The 20,437-nt window shown below is 44.3% G+C and carries 18 protein-coding genes; 5 read left to right on the top strand and 13 right to left on the bottom strand.

Annotated features, from left to right (window positions below; translation table 11 throughout):
- The first annotated feature begins 5 nt into the window (after window positions 1-5).
- The 3 genes from hflD to AC4MBN_RS04960 all read left to right on the top strand — a co-directional run bounded on the left by hflD (window position 6) and on the right by AC4MBN_RS04960 (window position 2,916).
- On the top strand, window positions 6-737 hold the full coding sequence (gene hflD, locus AC4MBN_RS04970) for a high frequency lysogenization protein HflD (protein WP_004782648.1): 732 nt from the start codon (window positions 6-8) through the stop codon (window positions 735-737).
- 57 nt (window positions 738-794) lie between these two features.
- A complete protein-coding gene (gene purB, locus AC4MBN_RS04965) occupies window positions 795-2,183 on the top strand; it encodes an adenylosuccinate lyase (RefSeq protein WP_034703634.1) in 1,389 nt (462 codons plus the stop codon).
- Between the two features lie 91 nt (window positions 2,184-2,274).
- Complete coding sequence (locus tag AC4MBN_RS04960; protein ID WP_419363487.1) at window positions 2,275-2,916, top strand: DUF2238 domain-containing protein; 642 nt, start codon at window positions 2,275-2,277, stop codon at window positions 2,914-2,916.
- Window positions 2,917-2,985: 69 nt separating this feature from the next.
- Here the strand turns inward: AC4MBN_RS04960 and AC4MBN_RS04955 are convergent, their stop codons facing one another.
- From AC4MBN_RS04955 to AC4MBN_RS04910, 10 genes are all read right to left on the bottom strand, one after another.
- Window positions 2,986-3,225 carry a hypothetical protein gene (locus tag AC4MBN_RS04955; RefSeq protein WP_419363485.1) on the bottom strand — a complete coding sequence of 80 codons (240 nt, stop codon included), beginning with the start codon at window positions 3,223-3,225 and terminating at the stop codon, window positions 2,986-2,988.
- A 62-nt stretch (window positions 3,226-3,287) separates the two neighbouring features.
- Window positions 3,288-3,710 carry a hypothetical protein gene (locus AC4MBN_RS04950; RefSeq protein ID WP_491880766.1) on the bottom strand — a complete coding sequence of 141 codons (423 nt, stop codon included), beginning with the start codon at window positions 3,708-3,710 and terminating at the stop codon, window positions 3,288-3,290.
- A 109-nt stretch (window positions 3,711-3,819) separates the two neighbouring features.
- A complete protein-coding gene (gene sohB / locus AC4MBN_RS04945) occupies window positions 3,820-4,782 on the bottom strand; it encodes a protease SohB (RefSeq protein WP_104426322.1) in 963 nt (320 codons plus the stop codon).
- 138 nt (window positions 4,783-4,920) lie between these two features.
- Window positions 4,921-5,163 (bottom strand): hypothetical protein, encoded by a 243-nt coding sequence (locus AC4MBN_RS04940; protein ID WP_004782654.1) that lies wholly within the window; start codon window positions 5,161-5,163, stop codon window positions 4,921-4,923.
- A gap of 204 nt (window positions 5,164-5,367) precedes the next feature.
- Window positions 5,368-6,282 (bottom strand): phosphate ABC transporter ATP-binding protein PstB, encoded by a 915-nt coding sequence (gene pstB / locus AC4MBN_RS04935; RefSeq protein ID WP_166137188.1) that lies wholly within the window; start codon window positions 6,280-6,282, stop codon window positions 5,368-5,370.
- A gap of 13 nt (window positions 6,283-6,295) precedes the next feature.
- Window positions 6,296-7,687 carry a phosphate ABC transporter permease PstA gene (pstA, locus tag AC4MBN_RS04930; RefSeq protein ID WP_166137185.1) on the bottom strand — a complete coding sequence of 464 codons (1,392 nt, stop codon included), beginning with the start codon at window positions 7,685-7,687 and terminating at the stop codon, window positions 6,296-6,298.
- Complete coding sequence (pstC, locus tag AC4MBN_RS04925) at window positions 7,687-9,066, bottom strand: phosphate ABC transporter permease subunit PstC (protein ID WP_491880765.1); 1,380 nt, start codon at window positions 9,064-9,066, stop codon at window positions 7,687-7,689. The genes pstA and pstC overlap by 1 nt, the downstream gene beginning before the upstream one ends.
- Window positions 9,067-9,169: 103 nt before the next feature.
- Entirely contained in the window at window positions 9,170-10,198 is a 1,029-nt protein-coding gene (locus AC4MBN_RS04920; protein WP_166137178.1) for a substrate-binding domain-containing protein, read from the bottom strand.
- A 191-nt stretch (window positions 10,199-10,389) separates the two neighbouring features.
- The gene (locus AC4MBN_RS04915) at window positions 10,390-11,763 is read right to left on the bottom strand and encodes an amino acid permease (RefSeq protein WP_491880764.1); all 1,374 of its coding nucleotides are present in this window, start codon (window positions 11,761-11,763) and stop codon (window positions 10,390-10,392) included.
- A 44-nt stretch (window positions 11,764-11,807) separates the two neighbouring features.
- Window positions 11,808-13,523, bottom strand: a complete 1,716-nt coding sequence (locus AC4MBN_RS04910) for an alpha-keto acid decarboxylase family protein (protein WP_491880763.1) — start codon at window positions 13,521-13,523, stop codon at window positions 11,808-11,810.
- Window positions 13,524-13,662: 139 nt separating this feature from the next.
- Between AC4MBN_RS04910 and AC4MBN_RS04905 the strand changes: the two genes are divergently transcribed.
- Window positions 13,663-14,136, top strand: a complete 474-nt coding sequence (locus AC4MBN_RS04905) for an Lrp/AsnC family transcriptional regulator (RefSeq protein WP_034703664.1) — start codon at window positions 13,663-13,665, stop codon at window positions 14,134-14,136.
- A gap of 54 nt (window positions 14,137-14,190) precedes the next feature.
- Here AC4MBN_RS04905 and AC4MBN_RS04900 read toward each other — a convergent pair whose 3' ends face one another.
- Window positions 14,191-15,621 carry an aldehyde dehydrogenase family protein gene (locus AC4MBN_RS04900; RefSeq protein ID WP_491880762.1) on the bottom strand — a complete coding sequence of 477 codons (1,431 nt, stop codon included), beginning with the start codon at window positions 15,619-15,621 and terminating at the stop codon, window positions 14,191-14,193.
- 291 nt (window positions 15,622-15,912) lie between these two features.
- Between AC4MBN_RS04900 and AC4MBN_RS04895 the strand changes: the two genes are divergently transcribed.
- Entirely contained in the window at window positions 15,913-16,965 is a 1,053-nt protein-coding gene (locus AC4MBN_RS04895) for a Rieske 2Fe-2S domain-containing protein (RefSeq protein WP_491880761.1), read from the top strand.
- A gap of 88 nt (window positions 16,966-17,053) precedes the next feature.
- On the opposite strand, the gene AC4MBN_RS04890 is transcribed toward AC4MBN_RS04895, so the two are convergent.
- Window positions 17,054-18,586, bottom strand: a complete 1,533-nt coding sequence (locus AC4MBN_RS04890) for a pyridoxal phosphate-dependent decarboxylase family protein (protein WP_419374440.1) — start codon at window positions 18,584-18,586, stop codon at window positions 17,054-17,056.
- A gap of 3 nt (window positions 18,587-18,589) precedes the next feature.
- A complete protein-coding gene (locus AC4MBN_RS04885; RefSeq protein WP_419363470.1) occupies window positions 18,590-19,963 on the bottom strand; it encodes a diaminobutyrate--2-oxoglutarate transaminase in 1,374 nt (457 codons plus the stop codon).
- Window positions 19,964-20,437 lie beyond the last annotated feature (474 nt).

The raw sequence follows: 20,437 nt of genomic DNA, 5'->3' as shown, positions 1-20,437 counted from the left end.
TCGGCATGACGGAGTTACCGTTTCAACAAGCCACAACGTTGAATGTTCGTCAAAATCGTGCGTTGGCGCTGGCGGGGGTTTTTCAGGCCACCCAGCTGACGCATATGACTGCATTGACGGGACAACAAAGCATTGGTGAAAGCGGTAATTTCTATTTTGAACAGTTGATTAAAGCCAGTTTAAATATCCGTCCAAGTGGCAAGTTAAATGCCCAGACCTTAGACTTCTTTAATCAGCTGGCCGATATTTCCCTCGGTTTAAAAACCCTGGAGAGCAGCATTACCCAACCTTTTAATACTTCCCCAAAATCCCGACTTCCAAAACTTTCATCGACCAAGCTTCCAATGTCTTATGCCATGGCACTTCTTCAGTTAGAAAAGAAGGTCTATAGTAATCCCAAGTTTGTTGAAATCATCGAACAATCCCAGCAAAAAATCCTCAGACAGCTCTCCTTCTTCGATAACAATTACATGCACCCCAGCATCATTGCCAATCTCGCTCAAACCTATGTCGATACCGCCGGCCAGATCAATCCGCGGATCATGGTGCGTGGCAATGCTGAAGCCTTTAAAGATTCCGGTCATACTAACCGCATCCGTGCTTCACTCTTTACTGGACTGCAGATGGCGCACTTATGGCGTCAGCTTGGCGGCAGTTCATGGGGCATGATTTTTGGCAAGCGCAAGCTGCTACAGGATATCCAAAATCTCGCGCGCTTACAGTTTCAGGTGATCTAAACCATGTTGTTGTACGCGCACCGTTTTTCGTTTAATTCCAAAATCTAGGGAATCGATATGAACGCTTTAACTGCACTTTCTCCATTAGATGGACGCTACGCTAGCAAATGTGATGCGCTGCGCCCTTTTCTTTCTGAGTTTGGTCTGATCCATGCTCGTGTGACTGTTGAAGTGCGTTGGTTACAAGCGCTTGCCAACCGTCCTGAAATCACTGAAGTGCCAGCTTTCTCATCTGAAACCAATGCTGCACTTGATGCCATCGTTGCCAACTTCTCTGAAGAAGATGCCAACCGCATTAAAGAGATCGAACGTACTACAAACCACGACGTGAAAGCGGTTGAGTATTTCCTGAAAGAAAAAATTGCTGGGATTGAAGAGCTAAAAAATGCGGGTGAATTCATTCACTTTGCATGTACCTCTGAAGACATCAATAACCTGTCTCATGCGTTAATGCTGAAAAATGGCCGTGATGTTTTAATCGCATCTATGCAACAAATTATCGATTCAATCGTGGCTTTGGCTGAGACTCACGCTGAACAGCCGATGCTGTCTCGTACCCACGGTCAAACTGCCAGCCCAACCACTTTGGGTAAAGAAATGGCGAACGTGGCTTACCGTCTGGCTCGTCAAATCAAACAGTTCAAAAATGTTGAACTGCTAGGTAAAATCAACGGTGCTGTAGGTAACTACAATGCGCACTACTCTGCTTATCCAGAAATCAACTGGCCTGCTCATTCTCAAGCTTTCGTGGAATCTTTAGGTCTGACTTTCAACCCATATACGACTCAGATCGAACCACATGACTACATGGCGGAACTGTTTGATGCGCTTCGTCGTTTCAACACGATTCTGATCGACTTTAACCGTGACGTTTGGGGCTATATCTCTCTTGGCTTCTTCAAACAAAAACTGAAAGAAGGCGAAGTGGGTTCTTCAACCATGCCGCATAAAGTGAATCCAATCGACTTCGAAAACTCTGAAGGTAACCTGGGTATTGCCAATGCTGTATTGGCTCACTTGGGCGAAAAACTGCCTGTATCTCGCTGGCAGCGTGACCTGACTGACTCTACTGTTCTGCGTAACATGGGCGTTGGTTTTGCACAAAGCTTAATCGCGTTTGAAGCATGCTTAAAAGGTATCGGTAAACTTGAACTGAATGCTGCTCGTATTCTTGAAGATCTTGACCACGCGCAAGAAGTTCTGGCTGAACCTATTCAAACGGTAATGCGTCGTTACAACGTTGAAAAGCCATACGAAAAACTTAAAGCCCTTACTCGTGGTCAAGCCATGACTCGTGACATGATGGTGAGCTTCGTGAATGGTAATGAGCTGGAAGCTGTTCCTGCTGCAGACCGTGCGCGTCTGGCTGAAATGACACCTGCAACTTATACAGGTAATGCTGCTGACCAGGCAAAACAAATTAAAGACTTAATTTCTAAAATCTAATTTAGACAATTAAGACCAAAAGCGAGGCTCCGGCTTCGCTTTTTTTATTTATAATTATTTTCAACTTTAAAACAAAATGATAGATAACAAGATGATGGATCATCGATTAAGCGGCAAACATTTTATCAGCCTGGGAATTTTGGTAGCTGCGATCATTATTGCCAGCATTCACCCCCTGGAAATGCAATCCTATTTACTGCATCAGACCGGCACTATATTTATGATCGGTATGCTGACTTTCTGCCTGTATAAAATCGGACTGAGTTTCCTTAGTTTTAATCTGTATATTCTGTTTTTATTCATTCATATCGTTGCAGCACATTATCTGTATTCTTATGTACCTTATAATGACTGGATTCAGACACTGTTTGGCTTTGACCTAAATACTCTCATGGGCTGGTCTCGCAACATGTTTGACCGTTTTGTACATCTGGTTTTTGGCCTGTTGCTCTATCCTGTTTTTTATCGACTGTTTCAGGTCTGGTTACCCCAGCAAAAGCCATTCACTATTTTTCTTTTAGTCATTCAATTCGTGATGGCGACTAGTCTGATTTATGAATGGATTGAATGGCTGATCGCCATTGGCTTATCACCCGAACAGGCTGAAAGCTATAATGGCCAGCAAGGTGATATGTGGGACGCGCATAAAGACATGTTACTCGCAACAGTCGGTGCGATGTTTACGGGTGGATTCATGTTGTTTGTATCACATCAAAAAAGCTCATCCAAGTGAGCTTTAATTCTGGAAAACAAGTGAATTAATTTTTCAGATGATGAACCGGAAGATATTTATCGCATGACATTATGCAGGCGGACAATAGCGCACAAAATCATCTTTCATTTTTTGCAATTCATTACCCGTCAATATTTCGCTGTAATAAATAAAATAGGTGGCATCAGGATATTGAATCTCATGTCTGTACATGATTCCACGTAGAGAAACAGGCAACTCTTTAGGAAAATCATCCGCTAAATTCAGTTCTTCAAATTCATAGTTAAAGTAACAATTTTGGATTGCTAAAAATGCTTTAGCCACGGCCATCTTTCTGCTCTTAATGGAAATATGCTGCATTTTAGCTGATGAGCAGTAACCATGGCTGATATTTATGAAGGTTCAATCCACTTAACCAGCTTAGATTCTGCCAAATGCCGATATTTGAACTTATCTAAATATTCAAAGCAGACTTTATGACCTTCAGGAATTTTCTTTAGATGCTTATCAAAAAATAGATGACGATTATATTGAGTACCATCAAAGCGGATGCTGACACGCTCAAAATAACCACTCCGACGAGCATTGAATTGGTAAAATTGAATCACGCCACAGTCCTCTGATGGAATCACAGGTGGAGCATCTGGCTTTAAAAATGCGTAGAGTAAAAAGATTGAAGTGCCGGGAAGAAAGCTGAGCCAAAATAAAATTTTCTTCGATTCGTCAGTGGTTAATTTCGCTTCAGAATAGAACATACATAGCATCGGAATAAAAATGATACTGAAGAAGCCGAATAGTAAAAGAAACGTGAGCACATAAATGAAAAACCACTATAAGTCAGTTATTTATAGCACATTTTTTTGATTTTAGATCATAAAAAAAGCCCACCGAAGTGAGCTTTTAGATTCATAACTGAATAATGAATTAAAGTTTAGGATCGCGCATCTGAACCAGATTTGAATTGGCTTTGGTTAACGTATCTACTACTTTATTCATCACCGCAGGGATAAAAGAATCTGCAATTTGTGCTGCTTGCAAACCTAGTTTTTCACCCAGCGTTGGTTTTTTACGGGTCTGGATTAAATACACATCATGTTGCGGTAAGAGGCCTAACAGATACTCATCGGAAGTTTGCAGTTTATCTACCAGATTCAGATCTAGGGCATCCTGACCATACCAGTGTTCACCCGTTGCCACTTTTTCAACATTCAGCTGCGGGCGATATTTTTCCACGAAGTGTTTAAACAACGCATGTGTCTGTTGCAATTCTTCTTCAAACTTGGCTTTGCCCTCTTCGGTATTTTCACCAAACATGGTCACCGTACGTTTGTATTGACCCGCAGTATAAAGTTCAAAATCGATCTTGTTTTCTTTCAGCAGACGGTTAAAGTTCGGCACCTGTGCCACTACCCCAATTGAACCCACAATCGCAAACGGCGCAGAAATCACTTCATTTGCAATACACGCCATCATATAACCGCCACTGGCTGCCACTTTATCGACACAGATGGTCACATGAAAACCCGCTTCACGTAAGCGCACCAGCTGCGCAGCTGCAAGACCATAACCATGTACCATACCACCCGGACTTTCTAAACGTACAATGACACGATCACGGCCAGCTTTGGCTGTAGATAGAATTAAGGTAATTTCTTCGCGCAGGCTTTCTACTGCAGACGCAGCCATATCACCTTTAAAATCAAGTACATAGATTTTCTGGTTAGTTTTCTTACGCGCACGCGCTTCTTTTGACAATTGTTGGCTCAATTGCAAAAGTTCCAGTTTAGATGAAGTTGTTTGCGCTATTTTTTTTCGTTGCTCGTTAATGCGCGCATTCAAGTGACTAATACGGATTTCAGCGGGTAATTTGGGGGTATGAAATAACATAAAAATCGGGTCTCAATTATTTATATAGGTTTCATTTTAAGATAAGGTCAAATGATTTTTTTTCAATAGAATATTGTTGTTTAATTGCTGAAACGGAGCAGTATCCATATGGTCTTAGTAAGGCAAAAATAATTCACACTATAGAAAATTGATGCCATGCTGATAAGATGCCCAGACAATAACACCGAACAATACAGCAGAATTCGCATATAAGGCTTTTTCCTGCTTTTTGAGATAGAAATTCAAACTGAGTCCATACAGTAATCCGATCAGTGTGTAAAACATGCTGCCGCCTTGTAATTGATGCCACAAACCACCAATGCTTAAAATTAAGGCAATCAGCAGCATCAGAAAAACTGACATCTTTTTGAGTATTTCCATAGCGGGTGCAACCTTTTCTTAGCATCTATCTTTTGACAGCTCTGCCATGTCAAAGACGGCATATTCTATAAGAATTTAGGGTACAATAGGATTCAGTTTATTCTTCCACATTTCACTGATTCAATTGATATATCTCCTATTCTTTGATTATTTTTAGATATAAAAAAAGAGCTTTTTAGCCCTTCTTTCATTAGATCAAACTTCTTAACCAAAACGCCCGGTAATATAGGCTTCAGTAAGCTGATGGTCCGGCTGGGTGAAGACTTTCTCGGTTGAGTTCACCTCAATCAGATCACCTAGATGGAAGTACGCGGTACGGTCTGAAACACGTGCCGCCTGCTGCATGGAGTGGGTCACAATCGCAATCGTATATTGCGTTGAAAGCTCAGAAATCAGCTCCTCCACTTTTGCAGTAGCAATCGGGTCCAACGCTGAACAAGGCTCATCCATCAGAATCACTTCAGGCGATACAGCAATGGTACGTGCGATACACAGACGCTGTTGCTGACCACCAGACAGGCCTGTACCCGGCTGATTCAGACGATCTTTCACTTCTTCCCAAAGTCCTGCTTTACGCAGACTATTCTCAACAATTTCTTCCAGATCATATTTGTCCCGGGCCAGTCCATGGAGTTTTGGACCATAGGCCACGTTATCAAAAATAGATTTCGGGAATGGATTTGGTTTCTGGAAGACCATGCCAACTTGGGCACGCAGTAAAACCACGTCCAGGTTAGGGTCATAAATATCCTGATGGTCCAGCATTACTTTACCCGTCACCCGGCAGCTATCAATGGTGTCATTCATGCGGTTTAAGGTCCGCAGGAAAGTTGATTTACCACAACCTGATGGCCCAATAAAAGCGATCACTTCATTTTCATAGATGTTCAGGTCAATGCCTTTAATCGCCTCTGATTCACCATAATACACATGGACATCGGAGGTGCTGAGTTTGACATTGCTAGACTTGGGTGCCTGTGCTGCTTCTGCCTGCTGACCCAATTGAGAGATAAATGAAGTCGCTGGTTTCTGTGCAGCATCATCGGCTGTAAATTGTATTTGCTGTGGATTCACTGATGGATCCTTTTCTAAGGAATTTAAAATTTCAGTTGTATTCATGATTTTGCCCCTCTTACCAACGGACTTCAAATTTCTTACGTAACCAGATAGCCAGACTGTTCAGGCTCAGCATCATCGCAAGAAGAACAATAATGGCTGCAGCAGTACGCCCTTCAAAGAAGTTACGCAGTTCATTGCCCTGCCACAGGAAGATTTGCACTGGCAATGCAGTTGATTGATCAAACGGCGTTGCAGGCACGCTGGCAACAAAGGCACTCATACCAATTAACAGCAGCGGTGCTGTTTCACCCAAGGCTTGGGCAACACCAATAATGGCACCGGTGAGAATCCCCGGTAATGCGAGTGGTAATACATGATGGAATACAGTCTGGATACGCGAAGCACCTAAGCCCAAAGCTGCCTGACGAATCGACGGCGGAACCGCTTTCAGCGAGGCTCGAGTGGTAATGATGACGGTAGGTAAAGTCATTAAGCTCAGTACCAGCCCCCCCACCAACGGTGCAGAAAGAGGTAAATGCATCCAGCCAATAAAGATCGCTGCACCTAGCAAACCAAACACAATCGAAGGAACTGCAGCCAGGTTATTGATGTTGACTTCTACAATATCGGTAATCCAGTTTTTTGGTGCAAACTCTTCCAGATAAATGGCTGAGGCTACGCCAATCGGGATCGAGATAAAGATCACAATTAGCATCATGAACAGCGAGCCCATAAATGCACCTGCCAGACCAGAGGTGGCTGGGGAGCTACGTGAGTCCGGACTGACAAATATGTTGGTATTAAAGCTATTTTCAATCACGCCAGAAGCTTTCATTTTATCTGCCAGTTGGCGGACTTCAGGACTGAGCTGCTGTTGTTCTGCGGGTAAATCACGGTCGATGTTTCCTGCCAGCCAGACATCGACATTGGCATCAGCCAGAATTTTAACTTGCTTTGTCTGTCCAACCAAAGCCGGATCATTCAGGACCATATCACGCAGGCGATAAGCTTCTGAACTGGTGTATAACGTACTAAGCTCATCACGCTGTGCTGCCAGTTTTGCATCACGGGCTATCATGCCATTCACGATCAGCGCTTCCCAGTCCACCATGCCGACATCCATTTGCCAGCTGATCATACGCTCTTCAAACTGCGCCGGAGATTCGCTTTCTCTTTGTACCGGTTTTGCTCCGATATCAACAATGGCCGGATCAAAATGAATCGGCAGGCTCATGCTGCTTTGCCAGAATGCCGGTAGACCTTTGGCCAGAATGCTGCCAAACAGCAAAACGACAAAGAATAAACCAGCCAGTACCGCTGAAAAACCAAACCACTTAAAAACCTTTTCCCGGCGATGGCGTTTTGCCAGCGAGTTCTGAATGGTCTGTTTGCGCTGCTCACGTTGTTCAGCTGCCACAGCAGGATCAATGGACTGATCTAGGGGTGTGGTGTTTGAAGTCGTCATTAGTCGTATTGCTCACGATATTTACGCACAATTATCAGTGCAATAATGTTCAGTCCCAGCGTAATTACAAACAGGGTTAAACCTAAGGCAAATGCCACCAGAGCTTGCGGGCTGGCAAAGTCAGTATCACCCGTTAGCTGATTGACAATGGTAATGGTAACGGTAGACACAGCTTCGAGTGGATTACCATGTAGCTGCGGGCTGTTTCCTGCCGCAAGTACCACAATCATGGTTTCGCCAATAGCTCGGGAGGCTGCTAGCAGGAAGGCGCCAATGATGCCCGGTAAAGCTGCAGGAATAACGACCTGGCGAATGGTTTCTGATTTGGTTGCGCCCAGACCGAGTGATCCGTCACGCAGGGCACGCGGCACCTGGGTAATAATGTCATCAGACAATGAAGACACAAAAGGAATGATCATGATGCCCATCACAAAGCCCGCAGTCAGTGCACTGGTGGCATTAATATGAATACCGACCATTGCGCCCAGTGACTTGATAAATGGGCCAATGATCATCAGGGCAAAAACCCCATAAACAATGGTCGGAATACCGGCCAGAACCTCAATGGTCGGTTTGGCCCAGGAACGGAATTTTGGCGAGGCATATTCAGCCAGATAAATTGCAATCATCAGGCCGACCGGAACTGCAACCAGCAAGGCAATACCACTGACCATCAGTGTGCCCCAGAGCAGTGGCAGCAAACCATAACTGCCCTCCGCATTACCCGAAGTACTAAAACCCGGGTCCCATACTGTGCCAAAGAAAAAGTCAATTGGACTGACAAAGCTAAAGAAACGCATGGCTTCGCCAAACATTGACATCACGATGCCGAGCGTAGTCAGAATCGCGACACCCGAGCAAAGTGCCAGGCCAATATTAATGGTTTTCTCAACCTGATTACGTGCTCTTAACTGGGAACTGATGCGCTGCTTGGCCCAGACCAGTCCTGCCAATGCAGCTGAAATGACCACGGCCAATTTGGCATAGGTGCCAATAACAGCAACTCGCGCCAACTGCTCTGCCGCTGCCAGTTCATACGGCTGTGGGGTATCATTGACACCAAAACCTGATGCAATAGCCTGCACCCGATCTACCACTACACCCAGGCTGGCCGGATCAAGTCCTGCAGAGATTTGCTCAGGTAAATGATTGAGTACCACCTGTTCCAAAATACTGGGTTCCACCAGATTCCAAACCATCAAAATTAAAAATGCAGGGATGCCACACCAGAGTGCTACCATCGCCCCGTAGTAACCTGGACGTGAATGCAGTGCTGCGGAATTATTGCCCTTACCTGCTAGATGACGACTTTTAGTCATTCCGATTTGATAGGCGATGGCAATAATCGCCAGAAGTACGCCTATGAGTAGCAGATTCATGTATTCTCCACTGGTTTCTCAATTTTCATGGTTCGAAAAAACCTGTTTATCACGAAACGCCGATGACAGGTCACCCCATCATCAGCGATTGAAGCAAGGTGAATTACTTCACCACTACCGCTTTACCTGCTTTAAAGTTAGCCAGTACTGCTGCGCGCTCTTTGTCTGACATTGAAATCAGGCCAGCTCTCTCAAGCTTGGAACCTTTACCAGAAACTTTCTTGTTCAGGAAATATTCAGTAAATTGTTGCAGGCCTTTGATTGATTTCAGGTGCTCGCCTTTCACATAGAAGAACAATGGACGAGATACCGGATAAGAACCATTCAGAATCGTATTTTCAGAAGGAGCAACGTTGTTGACGGTTGCTACACGTAGCTTATCGCGGTTTTGATCGTAAAAGCCCAAGCCGAATACGCCAACAGCGCTCGGTGAGGTTTTTAAGCGTGCCAAGGTTTCAGTATAGTCACCTGAAATTTCAACAACACGGCCATCTTTACGGAAGCTGGTACATGCTTTTTTCTGTGCATCTTTCGCTAGAGCCTTAATAGCAGCATACGATTTACAACCTGCATCCACCATCTTCTCCTGGAAGACTTCGCGCGTTCCATGATTCGAAGCCGGAATTACCAGCGTGATCGGCTCATTCGGTAATGATGAATCGATTTGGTTCCAGCGAGTATATGGGTTAGGTACCATTTTACCCTTAGCCGGCAACTCTGCCGCTAATGCAGCATAAACATGCTGTGGACGTAATTTGTATGCCGCTTTTTTGGCATTTGAAGCAAAGACGATGCCGTCATAACCAATCTTGATTTCGAGAACCTGGTTCACACCATTTTTCTTACATTCTGCCAATTCAGAGCTTTTGATCTGACGTGAAGCATTGGCGATATCAATGGTGTTATCCCCTACACCATTACAAAACTGTTTTAAACCACCTGAAGAACCGCCAGAACCGACAACCGGAGTTTTGAACTGCGGAAAGGTATTGCCAAACTCTTCAGCCACAATACTGGCATAAGGCAGAACGGTTGAAGACCCTGCAATCTGAATTGTATCTCGTGCAGCATTTGCTGTAGTTGCTGCAGCCCCGGTTAAAGCTAAAGCTAAGGCAATATTGGTAAAGCGCATTCTGTATCTCTCTCATTTATACAACTTGGGAGTACGCCACTTTTTATTCAGTTTTGTACTTGTTTCGATACATGCATTGTGGTTTTAGAATATGACAGACAGGTTACAGCTTTATGACGTTTTAATGATAATTAAATAGACAGTTAGCACCTTATGGACATAAAAAAAGACCCTGTTCAGGGTCTTTAAGTTTAGTGACTTGATTCGGGCAATAATACTGGTTTTCGACGATATTTCATCACATAGAGCACACTGAGAAACAGCAACCAGACCGGCACCAGCGCAACAGCAATCTGCATCTCTTTCGTCAAGCTCATGATCATTAAAATCATCAGAATAAAGGTGATGGTCAGATAATTGCTCCAGCGACCAAACAGACTCGGGAAAGTTGTGGTCTGCCCCTGCGCCTGTATGCTTTTTCTAAATTTTAAATGGGTTAATGAAATCATCAGCCAGTTAATCACCAGAGCTGAAACCACCAGTAGCATCAGAATACCGAAAGCTTCACCCGGCATGAGGTAATTCATTAATACACAGATACCGGAGACTGCTGCCGAGAATAGAACAGCATTTACCGGGATACCACGGCGGTTAATTTTCTTTAAAAATGCGGGTGCATTACCTTGCTGGGCCAGACCCAATAACATACGGGTATTACAGTAGATACAACTGTTATAGACCGAAAGTGCAGCGACCAGAACTACAAAATTAAGAACATTCGCCACACCATGGCTGTTCAATGACTGGAAAATCATTACGAACGGGCTACCGCCCTGCGCCACCAGATTCCATGGATAGAGACATAGCAACACTCCAATGGCACCAATATAGAAAATCAGTACACGGTAGACAATCTGATTGACTGCTTTTGGAATGGTCTTTTCTGGATTTTTGGTTTCACTGGCGGCAATACCAATCAGCTCCAGCCCACCAAATGCAAACATAATCACGGCAAGTGCCATCAATAAGCCCGACCAGCCCTCAGGGAAAAATCCGCCATGCTGCCACAAGTTGGTCACACTGGCCTGACTGCCAGCAGAACCGCTAAACAGCAGATAGATCCCGAATCCGATCATGCTTAAAATGGCAATGATCTTGACCATAGAAAATATAAATTCGCTCTCACCGAAGAATTTGACATTGACCAGATTGATGCCGTTCATGAGCAGGAAGAATGCCAGTGCCGTGAGCCAGGTCGGAATCTCCGGCCACCAGAACTGAACAAAAGTACCAATTGCACTCAACTCAGCCATACTGACTAAGACATAGAGAACCCAATAGTTCCAGCCTGAAATAAAGCCTGCTTTTTTGCCCCAGTATTTATTAGCAAAATAACTGAATGAACCACTAACCGGTTCATGCACTACCATTTCACCCAATTGGCGCATGATCAGAAATGCAATGATGCCAGCGATGGCATAGCCCAAAAGCACTGATGGGCCTGCCAGCTGAATCGTATGTGATAAACCTAAAAATAATCCTGTACCGATCGCTCCGCCCAAGGCGATTAACTGGATATGCCGGTTGGAAAGCTGTTTTTTTAATTGATGATCTTCAACATCCATATTGTCACTCCTTGTGAACAATTTTTTTTAATTTCTACATTTTGCTAGATTGCCTTTTTGTAGGGAGGTGTATTCTGCTCGACTAGCTGCTTATAACCATATTCACCATAGTCATAGCGTGCCACGACTTCAGCAAACTGTTTTAAGCGTTGTGGAGCATCCATACGTGGAAGTTGCAGTTCAATCAGACATAATTCCTCAGCCTGATGAACCTGTGCGAGTGTACGCTTTAATTCTGCCGGGGTTTTGACTATATGAGCCTGATGCGGGGTATCTGCAGAAAAGACTTGGGCAAACTGACTGTATTGCCAGTTCTGAATATCGTTGTACTTGGCATTTTCACCCATGATCAAACGTTCAATGGTATAGCCGCCATTATTTAAAATAAAAATTACAGGTTTTAAGCCTTCTCTTAATAAGGTTGAAAGCTCCTGAATGGTCAGCTGAATCGAACCATCCCCAATAAATAACAGATGACGGCGCTGAGGTGCAGCAAGCATACTGCCAAGCAAGGCAGGCAAGGTATAGCCGATTGAACCCCAGATCGGTTGAACCAGATACTTGGCGGTCACCGGCAAGGTCAATCCTGATAAACCTGCATTGGCAGTGCCCACTTCTGCCACAATCACATCATCTTCCTGCAAGAATTCAGAAATCTGCTGCCAGAGTGCAGTTTGGCTCAGCGCAGTATTTTCTTCGAGCTGTTGAGTTTGTAACAATGGTTTCGGTGCAGGATTAAAAGTACGTGGTTGATCATCTAAAGTCTGTTTTGAGATGGCTTGGATCAACTGAGCTAAATCCAGTCCACTGATCATCTGCCCATCCAGACAAAGACAGGAATCCGCCAGATACAGCATATTTTGTGCGGATACACGATGTGAGAAAAATGCGGTGGCCACATCGGTAAAACGTGGTCCAATAGCGATCAGGCAGTCCGACTGTTCCACCAACTGACAAGTCGATGCTGCGCTTGCTGCACCTGCATAAACGCCCGCATATAAGGGGTGACTTTCATTCATGATATTTTTGGCAGTAGACAGGCAGGTATAGGGAATCTGCATGCGCTCAGCCCAATTTTGCAGCATATCGGTGAGCTGGAAAATTTCTGCTTCATTGTCAATGAGCAGGACTGGCTGACGTGCCTGTTTGATGCGTTTGGCTATTCGTGCCGCAGTGTCTTGCAGAAGTTTTGGATCACTCTGTGGACGGCTCAGATCCAGAGGCTGCTTAGGTACTTTAATCTGAAGATGGGTAATATCCGATGGAAGCTGGATATGAACCGGTCGACGCATCAATATACATTGCTTTAATACCCGGTCAATTTCACTCACTGCATTGGCTGGAGTCAAACGTGTCTGTGCCACGGTAAATTCGCGCATGCAGTTCATGATATTGTCATAATCGCCATCAATCAGGGTATGGTGTAACAAAGCACCCTGCTCTACGGCATGCAAAGGCGGGATACCGGAAATATGCACCATGGCAACCTGCTCGGCATATGCACCTGCAATGCCGTTAATCGCGCTCAAATCACCAACCCCATAAGTGGTCAGTAAAGCGCCGACACCATGCAGACGGGCATAACCATCCGCTGCATAAGCTGCATTTAGCTCATTACAGTTACCAATAAATTCCAGTTTCGGATCAATTTCGATCTGTTCTAAATAGGAGAGATTAAAGTCGCCTGGCACACCAAAAATATGCTGAATTCCTAGCTCTTGCAGGCGCTGATTAAGGTACTGACCAATTTCCATAAACATTATTATTTTCCCTATCACTTATCATGCTTCAATTACAGAATATTGCATTTCATTTTCTGATTTCGTGCATAATGCAAGTCACAATGATTCAAAAACACATAAAACGTGTATCGGATAAGGATTCAATGCAATGGATGCAATGGATAAATTTGACTGGAAAATCATCCAGGCTTTGCAAAAAAATGGGCGCCTGACGAATCAGGAAATCGGAGATTTAATCGGTTTGTCAGCCTCTCAATGTTCTAGACGGCGTCAGCTGCTGGAACAAAAAGGAATTATTTTGGGTTATAGCGCCTGCATTCATCCTGAAGCTTTGGGAATTGCAGTTTTGGCTATGGTTCAGGTCAATCTCAAAACACATGACGCAGCAGCGAAGATCGCTTTTCAACAATTGATTGAAGAAGAAGAAGCTATTCAGGAAGCTTTTTCTTTAAGTGGTGATGCAGATTTCATGTTAAAAGTAGGCGCTAAAAATCTGGAAATGCTGGCAAATTTTGTGACTGAAAAATTGCTGAGCTGTAATTTTATTGGTCATATCAAATCTTATATTGTCTTAAATAAATTCAAGCAATTACATTTTGATTTTCAGGCTGCCCGCCCTTTATTACGTTGATATATCTTAAAGTAAAAGAAAAAAGCTCAAGTACAACTTGAGCTTTTTTTTGATTTAATTTTTATTGATATGAACAACCTGCTGAATCGTATTTTCGAGCAGACCACTCAGTCCGAACTGGGCACCAATGCCTGAATGCTTCCATCCCCCAAAAGGTACATGCGGGAAAATCTCACCATGCGTATTGATCCACGCCGTACCACAACTCAGTCGCTGTGCAAACTGCTGCGCCTGCTCTAGATTGGATGACCAGATCGAACCACCTAAACCAAAATCCGTATTGTTGGCTTCAGTCAGTACTTCTTCAATATCATGATAACGGATCAAAGGTAATACCGGACCAAACTGCTCTTCCTGAACCAGACGGCTATCTGGACTCACATTGGTTACGATTGTCGGTGCAATAAAATAGCCTGTATCCGGTAGATTCTGACCAGATGTCATGACTATTGCCCCTTCATCCTGGGCTTCCTGAATCATAGTCTGAACTTTTTGGTATTGCTTGATGTTTTGCACTGGACCAAAAGTAGTCGTCTCGGCTAAACCATCTCCCAGAGACTGTTGCTGTGCGACTTTTACTAATTCCTGTGCCAGTGCATCATACTGGCTGTCATGCACATAAAGACGCTTTAACGCTGCACAGGTCTGGCCCATGTTGATAAAAGCTCCATGAAAGATTCGGACTGCCATTGCCTGAATGTCGGTATCTGGCAAAACAATGCCTGCATCATTGCCACCAAGTTCCAGTGTTAAATGCTTGAAAGTCGCAGCTGCGTTCTGCATGATTCTTTGACCAGTTGCGGTTGAACCGGTAAATACCACTTTGGCAATTGCAGGGTGACTGGTCAGCTTGGCACCAACTTCGCCGCCACCTGTAAGTATAGATACGACTCCAGGTGCAACTTCTTGCTGAATCAGCTCACCGAGTCGAAGGGTCGACAATGGGGTAAATTCTGAAGGCTTATTGATCACCACGTTGCCAGCGCGAATTGCCGGCATGATATGCCAGACAGCAATCATCAAAGGCCAGTTCCATGGAGTGACCGATGCCACAATCCCTAAAGGCCGATGATGCAGTTCGATCCGTTTATTGGCATCATCCTGTAAGATTTCAGTTTCAATCTTGAGTTCTGCCTGATAGCGGGTCCAGGCAATGGCCCCACCGACTTCAAATTCAGCCAGCGCATAAGGTTTGCCCTGCTCCTGCACCACTAAACGCGCTAATTCTTCCCGGTGTTCTTCAATACGATCCGCAATACGATGCAGAATTGACTGTCGCGTTGCATCATCCGTATTTTTCCATTGGTGAAAAGCCTGCTCGGCACTACGGATGATGTCTTCAACTTGTGCTTCTGAGGGAGAGGAACACAGTGCCAATACCTGCTCATCAGCAGGATTGATCACCACAAAACTTTCGCCACCGCCTTGTACCATTTTTCCTTGAATAATACAGCCAACGGGTTGGGATACATGCAAATTAGTCATCTCTTCATCCTGAATCAGATATTTTTGTTGTTCCCTGACATTAGCTGATTTTATCTGAACGGAGCTTGCATATCACATTAGGCATAAAGCCCTAAATACACATTTTGTGCATGAAAAATAAAAGAAGCATTTTTCGGAACTTTAAATATTGCTTCCTTTAATTTTTTTGCCTATAGCTCATTCCTCCTTACATCCTGTTCGAATTTATGCAACAGGATGTCCTGATCTTTGAAATTTCGTAGAACATCACATTGGCCTATATTGGAAATAAAGAATCACAGTGATAGCGCCATGAACAGCACAACCATTCCAGTTTTCAATCCCGATTTACCGATTCACATGACATTTGAAGAACATGACTGGCATCTCCTAGCTCAATATTGGTATCCAGTGGCCTTAGCCCGTGATGTCTCTGAACAGCCGCTAGGGACAAGGTTGCTAGATATGCCACTGGTCATTTACAAGATACAGGATGAACTGGTCGTAGCCAAAGATGCCTGTCCGCATCGTGGTGTGCCTTTAAGTTTGGGAAAAAATGATGGTCAAGGCGTCGTCTGCCCTTATCATGGCCTACGCTTTGGTACGCAAGGTAAATGCAACCGTATCCCTGCCCATCCACGGCATAAAATTTCAGATCGGTTTCATTTACGGACCTATGCCGCGGTTGAACGTTATGGTCTGATCTGGTGTTCACTGATAGCTAACAAAGATGCTGAACCGAATATTCCAGTGATGCCTTATTGGAATGATGCAGATTATCAGCAACTGGTTTGCCCACAAGTCGACATCAAATGTTTTGCTGGCAGACAGCTAGAAGGCTTTATTGATGTCGCCCATTTTGCCTGGGTACATCCAGATACCTTCGGTGATCCGAATGATGTTGAAGTCCCGAATTACACCACAACAGAAACTGAATATGGTTTCAGTGCCGACTATATCAGCAGTGTCGGCCGTTATCCGATTGGGTTAGATCAGCGCGGTCAGGAAGATTTTAAATGGCTACGACATTTTGAAATTAGCCTGCCCTTTACCGCGACCCTGACCATCCATTTCCCTAATGATGCCAAACAGGTGATTATGAATGCTGCTTCACCGATGACCGCCCGTCAGACCCGACTGTTTGCTCCTATCTGTCGTAATTATGATAAAGACTTACCCGTCGAAGAAGCCTATGATTTTAATCTGAAGATTTTTGAAGAAGATCGCCTAATTGTCGAAAACCAGAAGCCTGAGTTTTTACCGCTAGACTTATCTCTGGAAGCACATTTCCCGGCAGATCGCAGCTCCAGTATGTACCGTAAACTGTTAAGGAAAAAAGGCTTTAGTCCTTTATTTGCAGCTTAATTTTATTTAAAAATCATTATCTATGTGTCAGCCAAATTCCAATAAAAAAGGAGATCTTAACGATCTCCTTTTTTTCACCTGCAATTGATTAAGCAATTGGCGGTGTATAAGTCCCATCCGCAATTGAATCCTTGATACGATCCGCTTCTGCAAGCACAAGTGCCAACAGGTTCTTCACATTTTCAAGCGTTGCAACCGGGCTTAAAGTCGTCATTTTCAGAGATTGCACCTGACCAACTTTAGTGACGCCAATATTCGCTTCACCACGGGCAAACAGTTCATCTGCTACGTTCTGGTTCAAGGCATCGACAAATTCAACTGAATAGCCTGGTGGAACCACACGGAACAATACCGATGCAAATTGTGGCTCAACCAGAAGTTCCAGACCATCAGTTGCCTTGATGTAATCTGCCACTTCACGAGTCAGTTTCACGCCATGGTCGATCATTGAACCGTAGAGCTCTTCGCCCAGTGCTTCTACAGTCATCCACAATTTCAATGCGTCGAAACGACGAGTGGTTTGTAGTGACTTCGACACCAGGTTAGGAACACCGTGCTCTTCATCATAAGCAGAGTTCAGGTATTCTGCTTCATAGTGCATGAAACGATAATTCGCCTCATCTTTCAGCAAGAATGCACCACATGAAATGGTCTGGAAGTAATGCTTATGGAAATCCAGTGTCACAGAATCAGACAGCTCGATACCATCTAGCATAGAACGATAGTCATTCGACAGGATCAGCGCACCACCCCATGCTGCGTCGATGTGCATCCACGCGCCATATTTATTGGTGATTTCACGAATCTGTTTGAGTGGATCAATCGCACCGGCATCCGTGGTACCCGCAGTTGCGACTACACATGCCACGATCTTGCCTTCAGATTGAAGATGCGCCATGGTTTTTTCCAGAGCATCAACATCCATCTGCGCATTTTCGTTCACAGGTACAGTCACAACGGACTGGAAGCCCATGCCCATCATCGCCATATTCTTTTGCACAGAGAAGTGTGCATTTTCAGAACAGATGACTTTGACATTACGCATTGCATCCGCAGGGATACCATCACGTTGAACAGACCACGGATTGCCGTTTTCGTCTTTCCAGTTTTTCGCGATGCAGGCATCACGCGCCAGCAGTACGCCCATCAGGTTGGATTGTGTACCACCAGAAGTAAACACACCCGCCTGACCTGAGCCATAGCCGACTTTTTGGCGTAACCAGTCAATCAGCTGCACTTCCATCAAAGAACCTGCCGGGCTTTGATCCCAAGAGTCCATTGACTGGTTAGTTGCATTGATTAACACTTCCGCGATCTGGCTAGTGACCATTGTCGGGCAATGCAAATGCGCAAGCGAATGCGGGTGATGTACTTTCAAGCTCTTGTTGAGGAATAGCTCAACCATACGCTCTAAAGACTTTTGTACGCCCAGACCTTCTTTAGAAGGATTGAACGCAATTGCGCTACGCAATTCCTTGATGCTACCGCCGGTATACATCTTGTCGTTTTGCAACCATGCTGCAACCGCTTTGGTCGCCTGATCCATCGCCGACTCATAGTCAGCGATAGATGCAGCATCATTGCAGAGTAACGCTTTACGGTGTTCTGCAAAATCTACCATGAATTATGCGCCTCGAACTGCGACTAGAGCTTCAGCAACCGCTTTCTTGAAGCGAACCAGAACTTCTTCACACTCAGCTTGAGTAATGATCAATGGGCAAAGTAAACGGATCACTGTACCGTTACGGCCACCTTTTTCAAGCAACAGTTTGTTGTTGAAACAAGCGGTTTGAATCGCTGCAGCTAATTGACCATCAGCAGGGAAAGAACCCATATGATCCGCTGGTTTACGTTCGTCAACAATTTCAACACCGATCATCAGACCGCGGCCACGAACGTTACCGATACATGGGAATTCAGCAGCCAATTTTTTAATTTCAGCTTGCAGGAAATCACCACGTTCTTGTGCATTTTGCGCAAGATTTTGTTCTTTAATGGTTTGCAAAGTCGCAAGACCTGTACCCATTGCCAACTGGTTACCACGGAATGTACCAGTGTGGCCAGCAGGTTGCCATGCATCGAATTTACGTTTAATACCCAGTACTGCAAGTGGCAAGCTACCACCAACGGCTTTAGACATTACAACCACATCAGGTTCGATACCCGCATGTTCGAATGCGAACATTTTGCCTGAACGCGCAAAGCCTGCTTGAACTTCGTCAAGAATCAACACAATATTGTGTTTTTCAGTCACTTCACGGATTTTTTGCAACCATTTTACCGGTGCAGTTACCACACCGCCTTCACCTTGAATCGCTTCAAGAATTACAGCTGCTGGCTTGGTTACACCGCTTTCGACATCTTCAATGAAGTTTTCGAAATAATAAGTCAAAGCATCAACGCCCGCTTCACCGCCTAGACCCAATGGGCAACGGTATTCATGCGGATATGGCATGAATTGAACGCCTGGCATTAAACCATTCACCGAGTTCTTCGCAGACAGGTTACCTGTCATTGCCAAAGAACCGTGAGTCATACCGTGATAGCCACCAGAGAAGCTGATCACTGAACTACGGCCAGTAAAGGTTTTGGCTAGTTTAATCGCTGCTTCTGTTGCATCTGCACCAGATGGACCACAGAACTGTAAGCAGTATTCTTCTTTGCCACCTGGCAGGTAAGCAAGAAGTGCTTCAGTAAAAGCATCTTTTAAAGGAGTTGTGAGATCCAGCGTATGCAATGGAAGACCGCTTGCAAGTGTGTCCTGGATACTTTGAATGACCGCAGGGTGATTATGGCCTAATGCCAATGTCCCTGCCCCAGCTAAACAATCAAGGTACTCCGTACCTTCAACATCGGTAACCCAGCAACCTTGTGCTTTCGCTATCGCTAACGGTAATTTACGTGGATAACTACGCACATTCGATTCCATCTGACTTTGGCGAGTCAAGTAGTATTCGTTTGTGGAATTGGTGGCAGGATTTACAGAAGAAACGCTCATATCGAATTACCATCTCTGATATGGGTTGAAAGAAATAAGTCTGGTGACTTGCGGTCGTTTGACTCGGTGCTTTATATAATCTAGTTAGACAATTTTCTATTCAGTAACTAGGAGAGGCGGATGATACAGTTTTTTTCAGGAAAATAAACAACTTTTAGTATCAATTTGCCTCGACTGTTATTGAAAAAATATATCAAAAAATGTTGCTGTCTAAATTATCAACTTTATGCATAGTAATGACAAGGAAGCCTAAACATTTTATGCAATTTTGTTGTCATGAATACAACAGTGTAATTATCAAACAATTATCTCAATAAGTATATAATTTTCATCACATTTGGTTCCGATATATCTACAATAAATAAAATATATTTTTAACAATCCAACGACAATAATTTCGGAATATCAACACATTTCTACCTTAGTATTTTATGATCAGCACAAGGCCAACAATTCCACTAAAACAGGACAACA

It is taken from the genome of Acinetobacter sp. CAU_H_60 (assembly GCF_058599385.1).
This window is presented reverse-complemented; position numbering and strand designations above follow the sequence as displayed.